Below are 18064 nucleotides of genomic sequence, written 5' to 3' on the forward strand. Positions count from 1 at the left end.
CATTGTGTCCGGCGGGCGGTTTGGTCTTTCCGTAAAGATCCGGCGTCCAACAGGTAAACGCCCGGCCGTGTCATTAACCACGGCCGGGCGTCACCAATTGATCACTTATGGTCAGCGCGGGAAACCCTGATTGCCGCTGTTTCCGCCGCCCTTAGGACCGCCACCCTTCGGGCCATTGTCGTTCTTGCCACCGTTCGGCTGACCGCCCGGCTGACCGACCGGGCCGCCCGGCCGTGGCGGGTTGCCGGCACCCGTCTGGTTGCCGGTGTTCGGCGGGTTCCCGGCACCCGGCTGGGCCGGCTGATCCCCGGGCTGCGGGTTGCCCTGCTGCGGGTTGCCACCGGGCTGCTGCGGGGCGGCCGGCTGGGACTGGTCGCCCTGCTGCGGCGGGGTGCCCTGCTGCGGACCGCCGGCCGGCGGCTGCTGGTCGTTGTTGTCGCCGGACGTGCCCTGGCCACCACCGGGGGTGTGCTGACCAGGGCCGCCCTGCCCCGTGCCGTGCGGGCCCTCGGGGCCCTGCGGACCCTTCGGACCCTGGGGTCCCTGCGGACCCTTGGGGCCCTTGCCCGGACCAGCGTGCCCCGGAGCGCCGGGGCCGCCGTGGTTCGGGCCGCCCGGGTTGCCGTGTCCGGGACCGCCCGGACCGCCCTGCCCACCCGGGCCGATGTTGCGCAGCACGGGCAGTGAGAGCACCGCCGTGCGCGTCTGGGTGCGCGCCTTGAACCCGCAGTCGTCGTACGAGATGGTCGCCCGCAGCTTGACGACGCCCGGCCGGTGGGCGTGCGGGGTGGTCACCCGGACCTTGGTGAAGTCGGTGCGCCCGGGCCGCAGCGTGTCACCGCGGGAGAACGTCGCCGTACGGCGGAAGCCCTGGTAGTCGACCTTGACCCGGTCACCGCGGACGCGGATCTCGGCGTCGCAGATCCGGCGGTCGGTACGCCAGTTGATGGTCACCCAGCTGGCCGCGCCGGCACGCACCGACTGGAGCCAGCTCGACACCGGCTGGGGTCCGCGGGGCGCCGCGACGGCCGGGGCCGCCACCGTCGTCGCCGCCATGCCGAAGGCCGCCGTGGCCATCGCGACGACGGCTCCGATCCGCTGTGTCTTCCGCATCTGAATTCCTCCCGTACCCGAGTCCGCCCACCACCATCGGCTGGCCTGACAAAGCGGACACTATGCGGAATTCACGCGAAGCCGGATATTTTCTCCGGCGTTTCGGAGCGGAAAAGATAATCCGGACAAAATGTTTACATCGGCCCGGCCGAAAAGATGATGTTGCCGAGCCCGGCTGAATCGCCCCTCACCGGGTAAAAGGCACGGCATGACGCAGAAAACACCACCGCAGGATCTCGGCACCCCGGTCTCCTACCTGGTGCTGGCCGACGGAACCGACGTCTTCGACCGCTCCGGCACCCCGGTCGGCACCGTCGACCACGTGCTCGCCGACGATCACGCCAACCTCTTCCACGGCCTGCTGATCAAGACCGACGACGGGCACCGTTTCGCCGGCGCCGATCAGGTCGACGGCCTGTGGGAGCGCGGCGTGATCGTGGCCGAACCGGCCGACCGGCTGGCCACCCCGAGCGAGGACGCGCCCGCCGAACTGGCCGAAAGCCGCGCGACCGGCCTGAAACGCGCCTGGGACTGGCTGATCCAGCCCAAGTGATCTCTACCGGCCCCAGCGGAGCAGGCAGGCGCCCATCGACATGCCGCCGCCGAACCCGGCCAGCAGCACCAGCTGGCCGTCGCGCAGCGAGCCGTTGCGGTTGGCGTCGTCCAGGGTCACCGGCAGGGAGGCACTGCCCACGTTGCCGTACCAGGGCAGGGTGAGGTGGGTGTGCGCGTTCCGGAAGCCGGCCGCCTCCACCAGCTCCTGCAGCATGATGCCGTTGGCCTGGTGCGGGACGAAGTGGTCGACGTCCTCGGACTTCAGCTCGTTGCGGCGCAGCAGGCCGTCCAGGGCGGGCGGGACGGCGCCGGCCACGAAGTCACGGACGCCCCGGCCGTTCATCCGGAAGAAGTGGTCGCCGTCGGCGACGGTCTGCGGCGAGGCGGGCAGACGGCTGCCGCCACCCTTGACGTAGATCAGGCCGTTCGCCTCACCCCGGGAGGTCAGGTCGAGGTCGATGATCCCGTAGCCGTCCGGCACCCGGCCGACCACCGCGGCGCCGGCCCCGTCCCCGAAGAGCACCGAGGTCCGCCGGTCGCCGAAGTCGAGGATCCGCGAGTAGATGTCCGACGCGATCACCAGCACCTTGGCGTCCGGCTGGGTCTGGAGCAGGCCGTTCGCCACGCTGAGGGCGAAGACGAAACCGGCGCAGACCGCGTTGACGTCGAAGCAGGCGGCCCCGGTCGCGCCGATCAGGTTCTGCACCAGGTTGGAGGTCGGCGGTTGCGGTGAGTCACCGGTGGACGTCGAGACGATGATGAAATCGATCTCGTCCGCGGTGATCCCGGCCCGGTCCAGCGCGGCCCGGCCGGCCTTCGCGGCCAGATCGGAGGCCGCCTCGTCGGGGGCCGCGAACCGGCGCTCCTCGATCAAAGTCTTGCGGGACACCCATTCCGGGTCGGCGTCCGGCACGAGCGCGAGCAGGTCCACATTGGTCACCACTCGCGCCGGCAGATAGGAGCCGGTTCCGAGAATTCCTATCGCCACGCCGTCCCCCAGGTCCTGCCGAACATCTGATCCGTGTTTCACGTTTCCGCCCTGCAAACCCTAGCCACGCAGGGCGGAAACGTGCGGATCGTTCAGCTGCCGGTTCGGCTGATAAAAGCCGGACAACCGGCCTACCTGGGAAATCAGCCCGTTACGACCGGTCGCGGTACGTCCACGAGGAGTCGCCGAGCGTGGTCCGGCCGGCCCGGCCCGGGGGCTGCTGCGGCTGCTGCTGACGGCCGGCCGGCACCCCGCCGAACGGGACCTGCGACTGCTGCTGCGGCGGCTGCGGGTTGGCGAGCCGGTCCTCCATCCGCTGGGCCAGGTAGGCGATCGCCTCCCGGTCCTCCTCGGTGGGCGCGGAGACCAGGGCGTACCCCATGCCGATGATCGCGAAGACGACCGCGGCGCCGACCGGGACGAGCAGGCCGGCGGCGGTGGCGCCCTCGACCGAGCCGAAGGTGTTGGCCTCGCCGGTGACCGACATGGCCAGCATGCCGGTGAAGTGCATGCCGTTGACCGCGATGCCCATCACCAGGGCGGACACGAAGATGGCTACCGGCTTGGTGACGGTGATCGCCAGGTAGAGCGCGACGGTGGCGGCGATCACCGCGATGGCGATCGAGGCGGCGACCTCGGTGCCGGCGTAGTGGATCTCGCCACGCAGCTGCATGGCGGCCATGCCGCAGTAGTGCATCGCGGCGACGCCGAGACCGGCGAGCACACCACCGACCAGGATCCGCGCCTTGGAGGCGGTCCGGCCGAGGAGCGCGATGGCCAGGCCGATGCCGACCGAGACCAGGGCGATCAGCGCGCTGGCCACGGTCAGGCCGATGTCGTAGCGGATCGGGGTGCCCTCGACGTCGAAGCCGAGCATCGCCACGAAGTGCATGCTCCAGATCGCGGTGGCGCCGATGGCGACGGCGGACAGCGTGAGCCACCACATCCGCTCGCTCCGCGTCTTCGCCGACCGGAGCCGCACAGCGCTGGTGAGGCCGAGTAGTGACCCGAGCACGGAGAGGATGTAACTGACCGTGGGAGTCAGTGCCCCGTATTCGAAGTGATGGATCTGCGCCATCTCGCGCCGTTCCTCTCGTTCGCGCTTCTGCCGGGCTGTAGCCAGCCCGTACTACCGCCATGGGCGTGACTGATTGTGACGCACGTTCCGTTACCAGAAAACGAGCATCAGGTCTCGATTCGGATCACGCTGAAGTTGACGCCGTAGGGCTCTGCCCGCACCTATCGCGACACACGGCCACAGATCATCGCACAGCGATCACGGAGTGAACAGTGCGAACTTAGGTAACTATCCGTGACGGCACTTAAGTCCTACAAAAGGTACGGATCATCCGGCTCTAGCGAGCAACACCAATGCCTGGGCCCGCTGCGAGTGCAGAATCTGCACGGTGTCCTCGGTGCAGGTGCCCGGCTTCTCGTCGAGCACACAGAGAGTGCCGACCACGTGACCTTCGGTCGAGTTCAGTGGCACGCTCGCGTACGACCGCACCCCGCTGACCGAGAAGAGCGGCGACGTCGCGTACTCCCCGTCCACCGCGCTGTCCCCGATCAGCACCGGGACGTCCTCGGCCACCACCACGGTGTCCGGCGACCACTCGGCCGGCACCCCGCCGGCCTCACGGACCCAGCGCGGCATGCCGTGCGACCCGGCCACCACCACACTGTCGTTGAGCATCAGGGTGATCGCCGCCATCGGCGCCCCGGTCAGCTCGGCCAGCCGCTCCGCGAAGGCGTCCAGCGCCTCGGCGTGCGCCGGGCGGGTCAGGTAGTCGGAGACCGCGAGCAGCCGGTCCACGTCGACGAGGTGGTTGGTCCCGGCGGCCGGGACCCCGTCCAGCCGGGCGGCCAGCAGCGCGTCGGCGGCCTCCAGCACGTGCCGGGGGCGGACCGGCTTGGAGATCGTCACGTCGCACAGCCCGCGGGCGGCGGCCGGCGCGGCGGCGGACAGCATGATCACCGGGATGCCGGCGGTGGCCTCGGCGCCGCGCAGCCGCCCGGCCACGTCCAAGCCGCTGAGGCCGGGCATGTGGTGGTCGACGATGACCAGATCCGGTCCCGCTTCGGCGATCATGTCCAGGGCGTCCTGGCCGGAGTGCGCGGTCCGCACCGCATGCCCCGCGTTGCTCAGCACGGTGGAGAGCAGCGACGCGATGTCGCTGTCGTCCTCCGCGACCACGATCGACGCCATGTGGTGATCTCCCTCGCTCGGTCCGCGGGTCGCCCGACGATAACCTGATCGGCCGGGGCCCGGCCCGTGAACAGGTAATCCACCGACTTTCGCGATCCGCGTAGGGTGTGGTGATGCGGGAGCGGCTGACCAACTGGGCGGGCAACATCGAATTCGGCACCACCCGGCTGCACCGGCCGGGCAGCGTCGCCGAGCTGCGCGAGACACTCGCCGGGACATCCCGGGTGCGGGTGCTCGGCAGCGGTCACTCGTTCAACCGGCTCGCCGACACCGACGGCGACCTGATCTCGCTGGCCGCCCTGCCGCGGGCCGTCGAGATCAGCCCGGATCGCACCACGGTCCGCACCGACGGCGGCATCCGCTACGGCGAGCTGGCCGCCCGGCTCGCCGCCGAGGGCCTGGCGCTGCACAACATGGCCTCGCTGCCGCACATCTCGGTGGCCGGCGCGGTGGCCACCGCGACCCACGGTTCCGGGGTGCGGCACGGCAACCTGGCGACGGCGGTCTCCGGGCTGGAGATCGTCCGTGCCGACGGATCCACCGCCGAGCTGACCCGGGCCGACCCGGAGTTCGCCGGTGCGGTGGTCCATCTCGGCGCGCTCGGTGTGGTCACCGCGCTCACCCTGGACGTGTCCGAGGCTTTCGACCTCCGGCAGTACGTCTACGAGAACCTCCCCGCCGGGGCCCTCGACGAGCACCTGGACGAGATCCTGGCAGCCGGCTACAGCGTCAGCCTGTTCACCCGCTGGACCGGCCCCGGCATCGACCAGGTGTGGCTGAAACGGGCCGAGCCGCTGACCGGTGACCTGTTCGGGGCCACCCCGGCCGACGGGCCCCGGCATCCGGTGCCCGGCATGCCCGCCCTCAACTGCACCGTGCAGGGCGGGGTGCCCGGCCCCTGGCACGAGCGGCTGCCGCACTTCCGGATGGAGTTCACCCCGAGCAGTGGCGAGGAGCTGCAGTCCGAGTGGCACGTGCCCCGGCCGGCGGGGCGGGCCGCGATCGAGGCGGTGGCCGGGTTGCGTGAGCGGGTGGCCGCGGTGCTGCAGGTCTGCGAGATCCGGACGATCGCCGCGGACGGCCTGTGGCTGAGCCCCCACCACGAGCGGGACAGTCTGGCCCTGCACTTCACCTGGATCGCCGACACCGCGGCGGTGCTGCCGGTGGTCGCCGATCTGGAGGCGGCTCTGGCCCCGCTGGGCGCCCGCCCGCACTGGGGCAAGGTCTTCACCACCGATCCGTCCGACCTGCGGGCGGCGTACCCGCGTTTCGGCGACTTCGCCGCTCTGGCCGGCCGGTTCGACCCGGACGGGAAGTTCCGCAACCCGTGGCTGGAGTCCCTGCTGGGCTAGGGTCTGTGTGGCGGATCGCGGGGAGCGAGGCGAGGTCCACCACACCGAACCTAACAGCCGCAGGCGGCGCCGGCCGGGGCGGTCAGCTCGTCGACCGGGCGGCTGACCCGGCCGCCGGCGCCCTCGACCGGGAATCCCTCGCGCACCCAGTACTCGTACCCGCCGATCATCTCCTTGACGGCGTAACCGAGCCGGGCGAACTCCAGGGCGGCCCGGGTGGCCCCGTTGCAGCCCGGCCCCCAGCAGTAGGTGACGACGGTGCTGCCGGCCGGGACCGTCGCGGCGGCCCGGCCGGCGATCTCCCGGGTCGGCAGGTGGACCGCCTCCGGGAGGTGGCCCTGCTCCCATGACGCGGTGTTCCGGGAGTCGATCACCACGAGGCCGGGGACGCCGGCCGCCAGGTCGCCGTGGACGTCGCTGACGTCGGTCTCGAAGCGGAGCCGGTTGCTGAAGTGTTCGATCGCGCTGGTCATGCCACTGATCGTGCCGTCGTCGACGGGCCGGTCCCAGTGGCGCGAAGGACAGCGGCCGCTAAGATCCCGCCATGCGGAGTGTCGCGGTACTCGCCTACGACGGCATGTCCGGCTTCGAGACGGGCATCGTCACCGAGGTGTTCGGGCTGCCCCGGCCGGAGTTCGACTTCCCCTGGTACGAGCTGACCGTCTGCGCCGAGACCCCGGGCCCGGTCCGGCTGGTCGGCGGCGCCAGCCTGCACACCGGCCGGGGCCTGGACGTGTTCGCCGCCGCGGACACGCTGATCGTTCCCGGGGTGCCGGACGTGCGGCGGGAGACCTCGCCGGAGCTGGCCGCCGCGCTGCGGGCCGCGCACGCCCGCGGCGCCCGGGTGATGTCCATCTGCTCGGGGGCGTTCGCGCTGGCCGGGGCGGGTCTGCTGGACGGGCGCCGGGCCACCACCCACTGGCGGTACGCGGAGGAGTTCCGGCATCGTTTCCCGGCCGTCGACCTGGACGCCGACGTGCTCTACATCGACGACGGTGACGTGCTGACCAGCGCGGGCAGCGCGGCCGGGCTGGACCTGTGCCTGCACGTGGTCCGCCGGGACCACGGCCCGGCGGTCGCCAACTCGGTGGCCCGCCGGCTGGTGGTGCAGCCGCACCGGGACGGCGGGCAGGCCCAGTTCGTCGAGGCGCCGGTCACCGCCGACCCGGAGGATGCCCGGGTGGCCCGGAGCATGGAGTGGGCGCTCGGCAACCTGGCCGGGCCGATCACGGTGGCGGTGCTGGCCCGGCAGGCGCACATGTCGGCACGGACCTATCTGCGGCATTTCCAGCGGGCCACCGGCACCACCCCGATCCGCTGGCTGATCGACCGGCGGGTGCAGGCCAGCCTGGCCCTGCTGGAGTCCACCCGGGCGCCGATCGAGGAGATCGCCACCGCGGTCGGGTTCGAGACCGCGGTCACCTACCGGCACCATTTCGGCCAGGCCATGCACACCTCGCCGTCGGCCTATCGCCGCGCGTTTCAGGCGGCCGTGTAGGTGAGGGTCGCGAACAGGGCGGCCTCGCCCTCGTGGTCGCCGTAGACGCCGTAGAAGGTGCGCTCACCCTTCTGGTCCCGGGTGAAGTGGCCGAGCACCGGGTCCGGCATGGCGATCCGCTGACGGCAGCTCGCCGCCACCTCGCCGATCCCGGCCAGGCCACGGCTCGCGGCCCAGTCGGACAGCTCGGTGCAGGCGTCCGGCCGCTTCGCCGGGGTGGTCCAGATGATCGTGTACCCCTTGTCACCGAGGGTGACCGGGACCCGTTCCGGCTCGGCCCGTTCGCCGTCGGCCATCGCGTCGACGACGGAGACCGGCAGGATCGACGAGTCGTGGACCGCGGTCCAGCCCTCCGGCCCACCGAACTCCAGATCTTCGGCGAGTTCCGCGGCGTGCGGGCCGGAGACCGGTTCGGTGGTCGCCCACCGCCACCCGGCCGCGCCCAGCCCGGCGGTCAGGAGGACGGCGACCGTGATGACGAGGGGCCTGTTGATCTTACGCACGCGGATAGTGTGACCTGCGGGTTCAACCGAGCCGAACGGCCAGGAACCCACCCGGCGGAACGGTCACCGAAGTGGGCACCGGACGGCCGGTCACCGCGTCCTGCCCCGGGCCCGGCAGCTGCACCTGGCCGGGAGTCTCCCCGTGGTTGAACACGAAGATCAGGTCATCGCGGCGGACCGCCTCCACCTTCGGCGGCAGACCGGGCAGCACCGGCATCACCCCGGCCTCGGCGGCCACCTGGTCCAGCAGCCGGCGCAGCGCCGCGTCGTCCAGGCCGGGCGAGATGTACCAGGCGGCACCGGCGCCGAACCGGTGGTGGGTGATCGCCGGGGCGCCGGCCAGCACGTCTCCGGCGTACCGCACCAGGGTCTCCGCTCCGGCCGTCTCGACCCGCTCGCTCCAGCGCAGTCCCCGGTCGCCGTTGTCGAGGGCGATGGACGTCGCCGGGGCCAGCGGGCGCCACTCCACCACCCGGATGCCCAGCACGTCGCGGAACGCCCCCGGATAGCCGCCGAGACGGATCCGCCCGGCCGGGTCCGCGATGCCGCTGAGATGGTCCACCACCAGGTGACCGCCGCCGGCGACGAACTCCCGCAGGGCCGCCGCCGCCTCGTCGGACACCAGGTAGAGATGCGGAAGGACGATCATTTTGTACGCCCGGAGCCGCTCGGCGAGATCGTCGCGCCCGGGGAAGACGAAGTCGGTGGCGATGCCGGAGTGGTAGAACGCCCGGTGCGCCTGCCGGACCGCCCCCGCGTAGTCGATGTCCGCCGACGGCAGCCCGCCACCCTGCAGCGCCCACCAGGACGGCGCGTCCCAGGCGATCGCCACCTGGGCCTCGTTCGCCCCGATCTCCTGCCGGCCGAGTGCCTTGAGGGTGCGCCCGAGACCGATCGCCTCGCGGAACACCGGACTGTCCGGCCCGGCGTGCGGGACGATGGCCGAGTGGAACATCTCGGCGCCGCCCCGGGGCTGCCGCCACTGGAAGTACATCGCCCCGCGCGAGCCCCGGGCCAGGTAGCTCAGGCTGTTGCGGGTCAGCTGGCCGGGCTCCTTGGCGTGCATCCGGCCGGGGGTGTAGACGAGGTTCGGCGCGGTCTCCATCAGCAGCCACGAGCCGCCGCCCCAGCCCCGGGCCAGGTCACCACCGAAGGCGGTCTCCTCCTCGGTGCCGTACCCGGCCTCGGCCGGGTAGTGGTCGACGGCCACCAGGTCCAGCTCGCCGGCCCAGCGCGCGTGGTCGACGCTGACCCAGCCGCCCTGCACGAAGTTGGTGGTGATCGGGACGTCCGGGTTGGCCGCGCGCAGCAGGTCACGCTGCTCGACGTAGCCGCCGAGCAGTTCGTCGGAGAGGAACCGGCGGAAGTCCAGCACGTGTGCCGGGTTCGGCAGGTACTGGGTGGCGCGGGGCGGCAGGATCTGCGCCCAGTCGGAGTAGCGCTGGCTCCAGAACGCGGTGGTCCAGGCCTCGTTCAGCGTGTCCAGTTCGCCGTGCCGTTTCTGCAGCCAGGTCCGGAAGGCGGCGGCGGTGGCATCACAGCGGCAGTCGGTGCCGTACTCGTTGTGCACGTGCCACATCGCCAGCGCCGGATGGTGGGCGTAGCGGGCGGCCAGCTCGGTGGTGATCGACCGGGCGGCGGCGCGGTAGGCGGGCGCCGACACGCAGTAGGTGTCCCGGCTGCCGTGGCTGAGCCGGACCCCGTCGGCGGTGACCGGCATCGCCTCCGGGTGGGCGAGGGTGAACCAGGGCGGTGGCGAGGCGGTCGGGGTGGCCAGCGCGACCTTGACGCCGCCGTCGTGCAGCCGGTCGAGCACCCGGTCCAGCCAGCCGAACTCGAACCGGCCCGGCTCGGGCTCCAGGTTCGACCAGGAGAACACGCCGACCGTGGCGATCGTCACGCCCGCCCGGCGCATCAGCGTGACATCCTCGTCCCAGACCTCCTCCGGCCACTGTTCCGGGTTGTAGTCCCCGCCGAAGAAGATCATCTGCACCCACCCTTGACATTTAGTTTGACCTCTAAACAAAGTATTGACTGTGCAGAGCCCCGTCAATCCATCGTTCCGTGACTCGTCCGTCGCCGACGACTGGGAGCATGCCCTGATCAGCGGCAACGGCCGGCAGGGCGCGCTCTGCCACGGATCCCCCGACGTGCTGCGATTCACCCTCGCGCACGAGGACCTCTTCCAGCCGGTCACCGAGCCGCTGCCCGCGCCGGACACCGCCGCCGCCCTCCCCCACCTGCGGGAACTCCTCGCCGCCGACCGGTTCCGCGACACCGCCCGCGCCGTGTGCGACATCGCCGTCCAGGAGCATCCCGGCTACGCGGAAACACGCTGGATCGATCCGCTGATCGGCGCGGGAACACTGACTTTCACCCCGGACCACCCCGGCCCCGGGTACGAGCGCGGCACCGACTTCACCACCGGCGTGGTGCGGCAGACCTGGGCCGGGGTGGTCGCCGACGCGTTCGTGTCCCGGGCCGCCGACGTGCTCGTCATCCGGATCACCGGCACCGGCGGCACCGTCGCGATCGGGCCCATCGACGGCACCCCGGAACGGCCCATCGACTACACCGTCGACCGGTCCGGAGACGATCTGGTGCTCACCGGGCGGTTCGGTGGCGAACTCTGGGACGGGGCGCTCGACGGCTGGACCGTGGCGGTGCGGGTCCGGCGTACCGAGCGATCGGTGGTGATCGTCGCGCGGACCGCGACCGGCACGAGGACCCCGGCCGACGCCCTCGCCGCCCTGCCCGCCGCCGACTTCGGCACCCTGCTCGGCGAACACGTCCCGATCCACCGTGACCTGTCCGGCCGGGTCGCCCTCGATCTCGGCGGCCATCCCGCCCAGGAGCTGTTCGACGCCGGGCGCTACACCATCATCAGCAGCACCGGCACCCGCCCGCCGACCCTCCAGGGCGTCTGGAGCGGCACCTACGCGCCACCGTGGCGCAGCGGCTGGACCATCGACGGCAACCTGCAGGCCGCCCTGCTCGCCGTGCACTCCACCGGCACCCCGGAGCTGATGCCACCACTGTTCGACCTGCTCGACGCACAGCTCGGCGACTACCGGGAGAACGCCCGCCGGCTCTACGGCCGGCCCGGCCTCTTCATCCCCGCGCACCTGGGCACCCACGGCCGGCAGAACCACTTCGGCCCGATCTGGTGCCTCACCCTGTGGACCACCGGCGCCGCCTGGCTGGCCCGCCTCTACCTGGAGCACTGGCAGCACACCGGCGACCGGGAGTTCCTGGCCACCCGGGCGCTGCCGTTCCTGCGCGAGGCCGCCGCGTTCCACCTGGAGTTCGCCGAGATCCACGACGGGCGGGCCCGGTTCAGCCCCTCCTACTCGCCGGAGAACGATCCCGGGCAGACCGGCGACCAGGCGACCGTGGACGCCACCCTGGACGTGCAGGCGGTCGCCGCCCTGCTCCGCGGCCTGCTGACGATCACGTCGATCCTGGGTGTCGACGATCCCGACGCGGTCCGCTGGCGGTCGCTGCTGGCCGCCCTGCCGCCCTACCGGATCAACGACGCCGGTGAACTGGCCGAATGGATCGATCCGCGGTTCCCGGACAACCACGAGCACCGGCACTGCAGCCACCTCTACCCGTTCTACTACGGCGGCGACCCGGCCTTCGACGACGATCCGGCCCTGCGGTCGGCGGCGGTCCGGGCGGTCCGGGCCCGGCTGCGGTGGTGGCTGTCCGAGGCCTCCGACGAGATGGGTTACGGCCTGGCCCTGCTCGGCGTGGCCGCCGCCCATCTGGGGCTGGCCGAGGAGGCGTACGCGGCGCTCACCCGGATCGGCGAGGCCTACTGGCGGTCCAACCGGGTGCCCACCCACAACCGGGATCACATGTTCAACGTGGACCTGGCCGGCGGATACCCGGCCCTGGTCGTGGCGATGCTGCTGCGCAGCCGGGACGTCGGCCCGGACGGCGTGGCCCGCGTCGATCTGCTGCCCGCGCTGCCGTCCGCGTGGCCGTCCGGCAGTGTCCGGGGCCTGGTCGCCCGCGGCCCGGTGACGATCGATCTGACCTGGTCCCCGGACGCGGTGAAGGCCGTCCTGAAGTCGGACACGAACCGGACGGTCGAGCTGACCCACCCCCGGGGCGCCACCACCGTGCGCCTGACCGCCGGCGACCCCCGCCACCTGTCGCTCTGACCCGAGCGCCCGACCGACCCCGCGTGCCGATTTCCGGTCCGATTCGAGCCGGAGATGACCACGCGCTCGCGTCACTCCCGGTCCGCGGAACGTTTCGGGCCGACGGTCGTTCACAACCCCGCGGCGGTACGTGGGTGGGGTCCACGCAGATCGGGTCGCTCGATGTCGTCCGCGCGAGGCCGGCGCATCGCGAGACCGTCCAGCGATCGCCGGGCGAATGCGACGGCCGGGGTCACCCCGCTACCACCGCATCCGCCCGGCGGTCGCCGGGCGGTCCGGTGCCGCGCCGGCGTCGCGGGGACGAGGCGGGGCGGGCCGCTGCGGTTGTGGGGCTGTGGGGCGTACCGGATGAAGGGGATCTTCCGGGTCGGCACTGAACCGCGCCGACCCGGACCCCTCCGTCAGCCCTTGACCGCGCCGATGATCACGCCCTTGGTGAAGTGGCGCTGGACGAACGGGTAGATGATCAGTGCGGGGACGATCGTCACCACCACCACGGCCATCTTGATCGCCAGACTGGGCGGGACGGCCGAACCCAGACCCGGGATGGCGACCGCCGCGCCCGACGTCGACGGGCTCTGCCCGGCCAGGATGAACTGCTGGAGCACCCGCTGAACCGGCTGCAGATCGTTGCGGTCGATGTACAGGATCGCGTTGAAGAACGCGTTCCAGTAGCCGACCGCGTAGAACAACCCGACCACCGCGGTGACCGCTTTGGACAGTGGCAGCACGATACGCAGCAGAATCCGGATCTCGCCGGCGCCGTCCATCCGGGCGCTGTCGTACAGCTCGCCGGGGATGCCCATGAAGAACGCCCGCAGCACCACCAGGTTGAACGCGCTGATCGCGGTCGGCAGGATCAGCGCCAGCAGGTTGTCCTTCAGGCCCAGGCCGGTGACCACCAGGTAGCTGGGGATCATGCCCGGGTAGATCAGGAACGTGAGCAGGAAGTAGAACAGGATCGGCCGGTGCCCGAGGGTGCCGGGGCGGGACAGGCCGTACGCCGCGAGCACGGTGACGACCAGGCTCAGGGCGGTGCCGGCGATCGTGACGATGGTGCTGACCACGATCGCGTCGGTGATCTGCCCACCCGAGAAGATCACCACGTAGGCGGACGGGTTGAACTCCCGCGGGATGAAGACGTAACCGCCCGCCTCGTTGATCGTCTTCTCGGACGAGAGGCTGGTGACCACGACCGTCCACAACGGCACGATCACGATCGCCACCACCAGGGTGAGCAGCGTGCCCTTGCTCAACTGGCCGAGCAGGCTCGGCGGTTCCTCCCAGGCCGGTCCCTTGTGTTTGCGGCGGGGGCGGATCACGGTGTCTGCGCTCATGACTTCGAATAGATCCCTTGCTCGCCGAACCGGTGTGCCAGCTTGTTCGCGCCCACGATCAACAGGATGCCGATCACGGCTTTGAACAGGCCCGCCGCCGCACCGACGCCCCATTGCTGGACGGCGATGCCCTGGTAGTAGACGTACGTGTCGAGCACTTCGGCCGCTTCTCGCCCGACCATCTCGCGTTGCAGCACGAACTGTTCGAAGCCGACATTGAGCGCGTCACCGAGCCGCAGGATGAGCAGCAGGATGATGACCGAGCGCAGGCCGGGCAGGGTGATGTGCCACATCCGGCGCCACCGGCCGGCCCCGTCGGCGGCGGCCGCCTCGTACAGCGAGGGGTCGATCGCCGCCAGCGCCGCCAGGAAGACGATCATGCCCCAGCCGGCGTCCTTCCAGATCGCCTCTGAGGTGACCAGGAAGATGAACGTGTCCGGGTTGGTCATGATGTCCGGCGGCGTGTAGCCGGCCTGGCGGATCGTCTGCGCGATCAGTCCGGCCCCGCCGAGCATCATCTGGAACAGCGACACGACCAGCACCCAGCTGAAGAAGTGCGGCAGGTAGACGACGCTCTGCACCAGCGACCGGATCTTCGGCGACATGATGCTGTTCAGCAGGATCGCCAGCAGGATCGGGACCGGGAAGTAGAACACCAGCTGGAACGCGGTGATCGACAGCGTGGTGAGCACCGAGTCCCAGAACGCCGGGTTCTTGAACAGGTACTCGAAGTTGCCGAACCCGATCCACTCGCTGTAGAGGAACGCTTCGAAGGGATCGTCGCCGACGAACGGGTTGTAGTCCTGGAACGCGATCACGTTGCCGAGCGCCGGGACGTAGTGGAACACCAGCAGCAACAGCATCGCCGGCAGGCACATGAGCAGCAGCGGCCAGTCCCGCCGCAGCCGCTGCCCGAAGGACAGCTGCTGCCGCGAGACGGCCTTGACGTTCTTCTTCGCCTTCTTCGTCCCCGCTTCCGGTGACGACGGGGCGATCGGTGGCGCGCTCATCGTCCGTTGTCAGCCAGAACCTTGGCGTAGAAGTCCCGGCCCGCGTCGCCACCGGCGGACCGCCACTCCGAGACGACCTTGTCGAAGTCGGCGACGGGGGTACGGCCGCGCAGGATGTCGGTGATCTTGTCTTCGGTGGGCTGTGCGAGAGCCGCCTGCTGGGTCGGCGTCTCCACCTTGATGCCCTGCCACGGGTTCGTCTCCAGGTACTGGGCGGCGTCGTTGCCCCAGTTCACGAAGTCCGAAGCGTAGGTGGGGATGTCCGGTCCGCCGACCACGACCGGCGGACGGCCACCGAGGAAGATGAACTGGTTCGCGAACTCCTTGGTCCACAGCTCGTTGGTGACCGGCGAGCCGCTGCCGTCCCGCTTGAAGTGGGTGCCCTCGACCCCGAAGTTCTGCAGCTCCCACTCCTTGGTGCCGAACGGCGCCGCGGTGTAGTTGAGCACGCGCAGCAGTTCCTGGGTGCGCTCCTGGCCGAGCCCCTTCTTGATGAAGGTCCACAGGATGGCCGAGTTGGTCTTCCAGCGGACCGGCTTCTGGCCCTGGTCGGCACCGAAGACCTTGACGGCCTGCATGTTGAACTTCGGGTTCGTCTGGACCGCCGGACGCCACGTCTCCTTCCAGGAGCCGCCGCCGGTGGCGTACATGAAGAGCTTGCCGCCCTTGAACAGGGTCGTCTGGTCGCCGCCCTTGCTGGCCGCCACGTCCGGGTGGATCAGCTTCTCCGCGTAGAGCCGGGCCATGAACTCGACGGCCCGCTTGTACTCCGGCAACTCCATCCGGTGCACGACCTTGCCGTCGGCCGTCTTGAGCCAGCCGTTCTCCGACCCGCCGGCGCCGCAGATCTGCTGCACCTCCAGCCAGATGTCACCGAAGGCCCACTCGCCCTTGTCGGCGTTGGTGAGCTTCTTGCCGAACTCGTACACCTCGTCCAGCGTGGTGGGCGCCGCGATGCCGCGCTCGTCGGCCACGTCCTTGCGGTAGAACAGCACCGACGGGTACGGCGCGTCGGTCGGGAACGGGACGCCCATCAGCTTCCCGCCCCATACCGACTCCTGCCAGGCAGCGGTGTCGATGCCGGCGAGCATCGGGTACGCGCTCACCTTGTCCCCGGCCAGGAAGGGCGTCAGGTCCTCGAAGATCGCGTGCACACCCTCGGAGAACCGGGCCAGCTTGTTGACCTCCCACCCGGGAATGCAGGTCAGGTCGGGCACATCCCGGGCACCCAGCATGGTGTTGAGCTTGTCGCCGTAGGTGTTGCCGTCCTGGATGCTGAAGTTGATCGCGCCGCCCATGTCGGCGCCGACCGCCTCGTTCAGCTTGTTGGCGGTCGGCGGCGACGGGCCCCACCACGGCGTGGTCGCGGTGACCGGCTTGCCACTGGTGATCGCCTTCTCGGAGATCGCGTCGGCGAGCGAGGTCGGGTACTTCAGGTAGCCGTCGGCCATCGGCCGGACACCCTTGACGTCCGGCTGGACCAGGGTGGAGTCCTTGAACGTGGGAACCAGGCCGGCGGCCTGCTGGGCGTTGGTCGCCCCGCCGCCGACGCTCGGCTCCTTGCTGCACCCCGACAGCATCCCGCCGCCGGCCAGCGAGGCCGCGCCGAGGCCCACCAGCCCCAGGAAGTTCCGCCTGCTCGTTGACGCGCCCACGGCGCACCACCCTTCCGTTATGGGTTTAGTTTGGTTAGCGTCTAAACTAAGTACATCGAAGACAAGCTAACCGACGCGGTGACGACCCGACAAGAACCAATTGGGAGCGCACCCACCCCCGGATAGACCATGATCGAGGAGACGACCGACCGCCGATGCGGAGCTTGATGTGAAGAACACCCGACCGGCCGACTTCGCCGATGTGCGGGCCACCAACCTGTCCGTGGTCCTGCACCATCTGCGCGCCAACGGGCCCAGCTCCCGGGCCGCCATCGCCGCGTCGACCGGGCTCACCAAAGCCACCGTCTCCAGCCTCACCGGCACCCTCATCGAGCAACGGCTGCTGCGCGAGACCGGCCTGACCGGCAACCGGATCGGGCGGCCGTCCACCGCGCTCGCCCTGGACGGTTCGGCGTACGCCGCGATCGGCCTCCAGGTCACCGCCGACCGGCTCACCGCCCTGGCCGTCGACTTCGCCGGCGACCAGCTGCTGCTCTGGCACCGCACCTTCGACGGCGGCACACCGGTCGGCAGCGTCGCCGTCACGGCCGGGCCCGGCCGGGCGGTCAGCGCCATCACCGCCCTGGCCCAGCGCGCCGCCACCCGGGTCCGCCAGCAGGGGCGGCAGGTCCTCGGCCTGACCGTGGCCGTCCCCGGCCTGGTCGAGGAGGGCGGCACCGTCCGGCTCTCCCCGCCACTCGGCTGGTCCGACATCGACCTGCGCGGGCAGCTCGCCGGCTCCCTGCGCCAGCCCGGCCTGGACGTCGCCGTCGGCAACCACGCCGGCCTGGCCGCCGTCGCCGAGATCCGCCACGGCGGCCACCCCGACCTCGACCTCACCTATGTCACCGGGGCCGCCGGCGTCGAGGCCGGCATCATCGCCGACGGCCGCCCCCTGCACGGCTCCCGCGGTTTCACCGGCCAGATCGGACGGTTCACCCTCGGCCCGGCGGGCTCGCCCACCCTGGCCGACCTGGCCGGCATCGAGCCGCTGGTGCGGCGTGCCCTGCCCGGCTTCGACCCGGAGTCCCTGGCCGACCTGACCCCCGCCGTCGAACACGTCGCCCTGCTGGCCCGCTCCGGCGACCGCACGGCGCTGACCGCCCTGCACGACACCGGCTGCCACCTCGGCCAGGGCCTGGCGCTGCTCGCCAACCTGGTCAACCCGGAGGTGATCGTGCTGGGCGATCACTACGCGGCCCTGGCCGAGTGGCTGATCCCGGCCGCCACCCCGGAACTGGCCCGCAACACCCTGGCCCCGGCCTCCGGCGGCACCCGCCTGCTGGCCTCCGGCCTGGGTCTGCACGCGGCGGCCCTGGGCGGGGCGGTCACCCACCTGGAACGCGTCGACACCGGGGCCCTCCCCTCCCCGGCCTGACGCCGGCCCACCCGTTCGCCGCCGGCCTCACCCACCCACCAGCGCGCGTGGCGCGGAAAGCGCGGGACGCGGCTCCGAACAGGACTGTCGACGGCCCGGCGACGTGGGCGGCCGGTCGGTCCGGAACCGGTTCCGCCGGACCGTCGGGGTGGCGGGGCCGGTAACAATCGATGACCAAACATGCCGCTCGCTCCTTGACCGAGGCGTAACTGTGATGCGAGCCTCAGGGAACTCCGTCCGAAACATTCGCGAAACCACTCGCGGAGAACTTCTTCCGCCGTGTTGTCGAAGCGCTTCGAC

At 71.1% G+C, this 18064-nt stretch carries 15 protein-coding genes; 5 read left to right on the forward strand and 10 right to left on the reverse strand.

Translation table 11 applies throughout. The features are described from left to right. Positions 1 to 111 precede the first annotated feature (111 nt). On the reverse strand, positions 112 to 1113 hold the full coding sequence (locus ACQ0O7_RS17100) for a hypothetical protein (protein ID WP_430783070.1): 1002 nt from the start codon (positions 1111 to 1113) through the stop codon (positions 112 to 114). A gap of 208 nt (positions 1114 to 1321) precedes the next feature. Here ACQ0O7_RS17100 and ACQ0O7_RS17105 point away from each other — a divergent pair, with 208 nt between their 5' ends. Then, positions 1322 to 1666 carry a PRC-barrel domain-containing protein gene (locus ACQ0O7_RS17105; RefSeq protein ID WP_430783071.1) on the forward strand — a complete coding sequence of 115 codons (345 nt, stop codon included), beginning with the start codon at positions 1322 to 1324 and terminating at the stop codon, positions 1664 to 1666. A gap of 3 nt (positions 1667 to 1669) precedes the next feature. Here ACQ0O7_RS17105 and ACQ0O7_RS17110 read toward each other — a convergent pair whose 3' ends face one another. The 3 genes from ACQ0O7_RS17110 to ACQ0O7_RS17120 all read right to left on the reverse strand — a co-directional run bounded on the left by ACQ0O7_RS17110 (position 1670) and on the right by ACQ0O7_RS17120 (position 4862). Continuing rightward, entirely contained in the window at positions 1670 to 2656 is a 987-nt protein-coding gene (locus ACQ0O7_RS17110) for a 3-oxoacyl-ACP synthase III family protein (RefSeq protein ID WP_430783072.1), read from the reverse strand. A 151-nt stretch (positions 2657 to 2807) separates the two neighbouring features. Then, complete coding sequence (locus tag ACQ0O7_RS17115; protein ID WP_430783073.1) at positions 2808 to 3734, reverse strand: MHYT domain-containing protein; 927 nt, start codon at positions 3732 to 3734, stop codon at positions 2808 to 2810. 267 nt (positions 3735 to 4001) lie between these two features. After that, entirely contained in the window at positions 4002 to 4862 is an 861-nt protein-coding gene (locus ACQ0O7_RS17120) for a response regulator (RefSeq protein WP_430783074.1), read from the reverse strand. Positions 4863 to 4975: 113 nt separating this feature from the next. Between ACQ0O7_RS17120 and ACQ0O7_RS17125 the strand changes: the two genes are divergently transcribed. Further along, the gene (locus tag ACQ0O7_RS17125) at positions 4976 to 6214 is read left to right on the forward strand and encodes a D-arabinono-1,4-lactone oxidase (protein WP_430783076.1); all 1239 of its coding nucleotides are present in this window, start codon (positions 4976 to 4978) and stop codon (positions 6212 to 6214) included. Between the two features lie 50 nt (positions 6215 to 6264). On the opposite strand, the gene ACQ0O7_RS17130 is transcribed toward ACQ0O7_RS17125, so the two are convergent. After that, the gene (locus ACQ0O7_RS17130) at positions 6265 to 6687 is read right to left on the reverse strand and encodes a rhodanese-like domain-containing protein (protein WP_430783077.1); all 423 of its coding nucleotides are present in this window, start codon (positions 6685 to 6687) and stop codon (positions 6265 to 6267) included. Positions 6688 to 6758: 71 nt separating this feature from the next. Here ACQ0O7_RS17130 and ftrA point away from each other — a divergent pair, with 71 nt between their 5' ends. Then, the gene (ftrA, locus tag ACQ0O7_RS17135) at positions 6759 to 7712 is read left to right on the forward strand and encodes a transcriptional regulator FtrA (RefSeq protein WP_430783078.1); all 954 of its coding nucleotides are present in this window, start codon (positions 6759 to 6761) and stop codon (positions 7710 to 7712) included. Here ftrA and ACQ0O7_RS17140 read toward each other — a convergent pair. Further along, the gene (locus tag ACQ0O7_RS17140; protein ID WP_430783079.1) at positions 7697 to 8215 is read right to left on the reverse strand and encodes a hypothetical protein; all 519 of its coding nucleotides are present in this window, start codon (positions 8213 to 8215) and stop codon (positions 7697 to 7699) included. The two genes, ftrA and ACQ0O7_RS17140, sit on opposite strands and share 16 nt — an antisense overlap. A gap of 22 nt (positions 8216 to 8237) precedes the next feature. After that, positions 8238 to 10202: a beta-galactosidase gene (locus tag ACQ0O7_RS17145; RefSeq protein ID WP_430783080.1), complete on the reverse strand. Its 1965-nt coding sequence runs from the start codon at positions 10200 to 10202 to the stop codon at positions 8238 to 8240. Positions 10203 to 10251: 49 nt separating this feature from the next. Here ACQ0O7_RS17145 and ACQ0O7_RS17150 point away from each other — a divergent pair, with 49 nt between their 5' ends. Beyond that, the gene (locus ACQ0O7_RS17150; RefSeq protein WP_430783081.1) at positions 10252 to 12384 is read left to right on the forward strand and encodes a glycosyl hydrolase family 95 catalytic domain-containing protein; all 2133 of its coding nucleotides are present in this window, start codon (positions 10252 to 10254) and stop codon (positions 12382 to 12384) included. 401 nt (positions 12385 to 12785) lie between these two features. Here ACQ0O7_RS17150 and ACQ0O7_RS17155 read toward each other — a convergent pair whose 3' ends face one another. From ACQ0O7_RS17155 to ACQ0O7_RS17165, 3 genes are read right to left on the reverse strand one after another with little or no spacing between them, the layout of a single operon-like run. Beyond that, entirely contained in the window at positions 12786 to 13721 is a 936-nt protein-coding gene (locus tag ACQ0O7_RS17155) for a carbohydrate ABC transporter permease (protein ID WP_430783082.1), read from the reverse strand. Continuing rightward, positions 13718 to 14731 (reverse strand): ABC transporter permease, encoded by a 1014-nt coding sequence (locus ACQ0O7_RS17160; protein ID WP_430783083.1) that lies wholly within the window; start codon positions 14729 to 14731, stop codon positions 13718 to 13720. The genes ACQ0O7_RS17155 and ACQ0O7_RS17160 overlap by 4 nt, the downstream gene beginning before the upstream one ends. Beyond that, the gene (locus ACQ0O7_RS17165) at positions 14728 to 16386 is read right to left on the reverse strand and encodes an extracellular solute-binding protein (protein ID WP_430783084.1); all 1659 of its coding nucleotides are present in this window, start codon (positions 16384 to 16386) and stop codon (positions 14728 to 14730) included. Before ACQ0O7_RS17165 ends, ACQ0O7_RS17160 begins: the two co-directional genes overlap by 4 nt. Before the next feature lie 169 nt (positions 16387 to 16555). On the opposite strand from ACQ0O7_RS17165, the gene ACQ0O7_RS17170 reads away from it, so the two are divergent. After that, positions 16556 to 17764, forward strand: coding sequence for an ROK family transcriptional regulator (locus ACQ0O7_RS17170; protein ID WP_430783085.1), 1209 nt, complete (start codon positions 16556 to 16558; stop codon positions 17762 to 17764). Positions 17765 to 18064: the final 300 nt, after the last annotated feature.

It is taken from the genome of Actinoplanes sp. G11-F43 (assembly GCF_050589265.1).
GTDB lineage: Bacteria > Actinomycetota > Actinomycetes > Mycobacteriales > Micromonosporaceae > Actinoplanes.

What these genes read in the sequence shown, in the direction of transcription:
- ACQ0O7_RS17105 (WP_430783071.1), top strand. Translation starts at nt 1,322, where the DNA reads ATGACGCAGAAAACACCACCGCAGGATCTCGGCACCCCGGTCTCCTAC.
- ACQ0O7_RS17125 (WP_430783076.1), top strand. Translation starts at nt 4,976, where the DNA reads ATGCGGGAGCGGCTGACCAACTGGGCGGGCAACATCGAATTCGGCACC.
- ACQ0O7_RS17160 (WP_430783083.1), bottom strand. Translation starts at nt 14,731, where the DNA reads ATGAGCGCGCCACCGATCGCCCCGTCGTCACCGGAAGCGGGGACGAAG.
- ACQ0O7_RS17120 (WP_430783074.1), bottom strand. Translation starts at nt 4,862, where the DNA reads ATGGCGTCGATCGTGGTCGCGGAGGACGACAGCGACATCGCGTCGCTG.
- ACQ0O7_RS17115 (WP_430783073.1), bottom strand. Translation starts at nt 3,734, where the DNA reads ATGGCGCAGATCCATCACTTCGAATACGGGGCACTGACTCCCACGGTC.
- ACQ0O7_RS17155 (WP_430783082.1), bottom strand. Translation starts at nt 13,721, where the DNA reads ATGAGCGCAGACACCGTGATCCGCCCCCGCCGCAAACACAAGGGACCG.
- ACQ0O7_RS17100 (WP_430783070.1), bottom strand. Translation starts at nt 1,113, where the DNA reads ATGCGGAAGACACAGCGGATCGGAGCCGTCGTCGCGATGGCCACGGCG.
- ACQ0O7_RS17130 (WP_430783077.1), bottom strand. Translation starts at nt 6,687, where the DNA reads ATGACCAGCGCGATCGAACACTTCAGCAACCGGCTCCGCTTCGAGACC.
- ACQ0O7_RS17145 (WP_430783080.1), bottom strand. Translation starts at nt 10,202, where the DNA reads ATGATCTTCTTCGGCGGGGACTACAACCCGGAACAGTGGCCGGAGGAG.
- ftrA (WP_430783078.1), top strand. Translation starts at nt 6,759, where the DNA reads ATGCGGAGTGTCGCGGTACTCGCCTACGACGGCATGTCCGGCTTCGAG.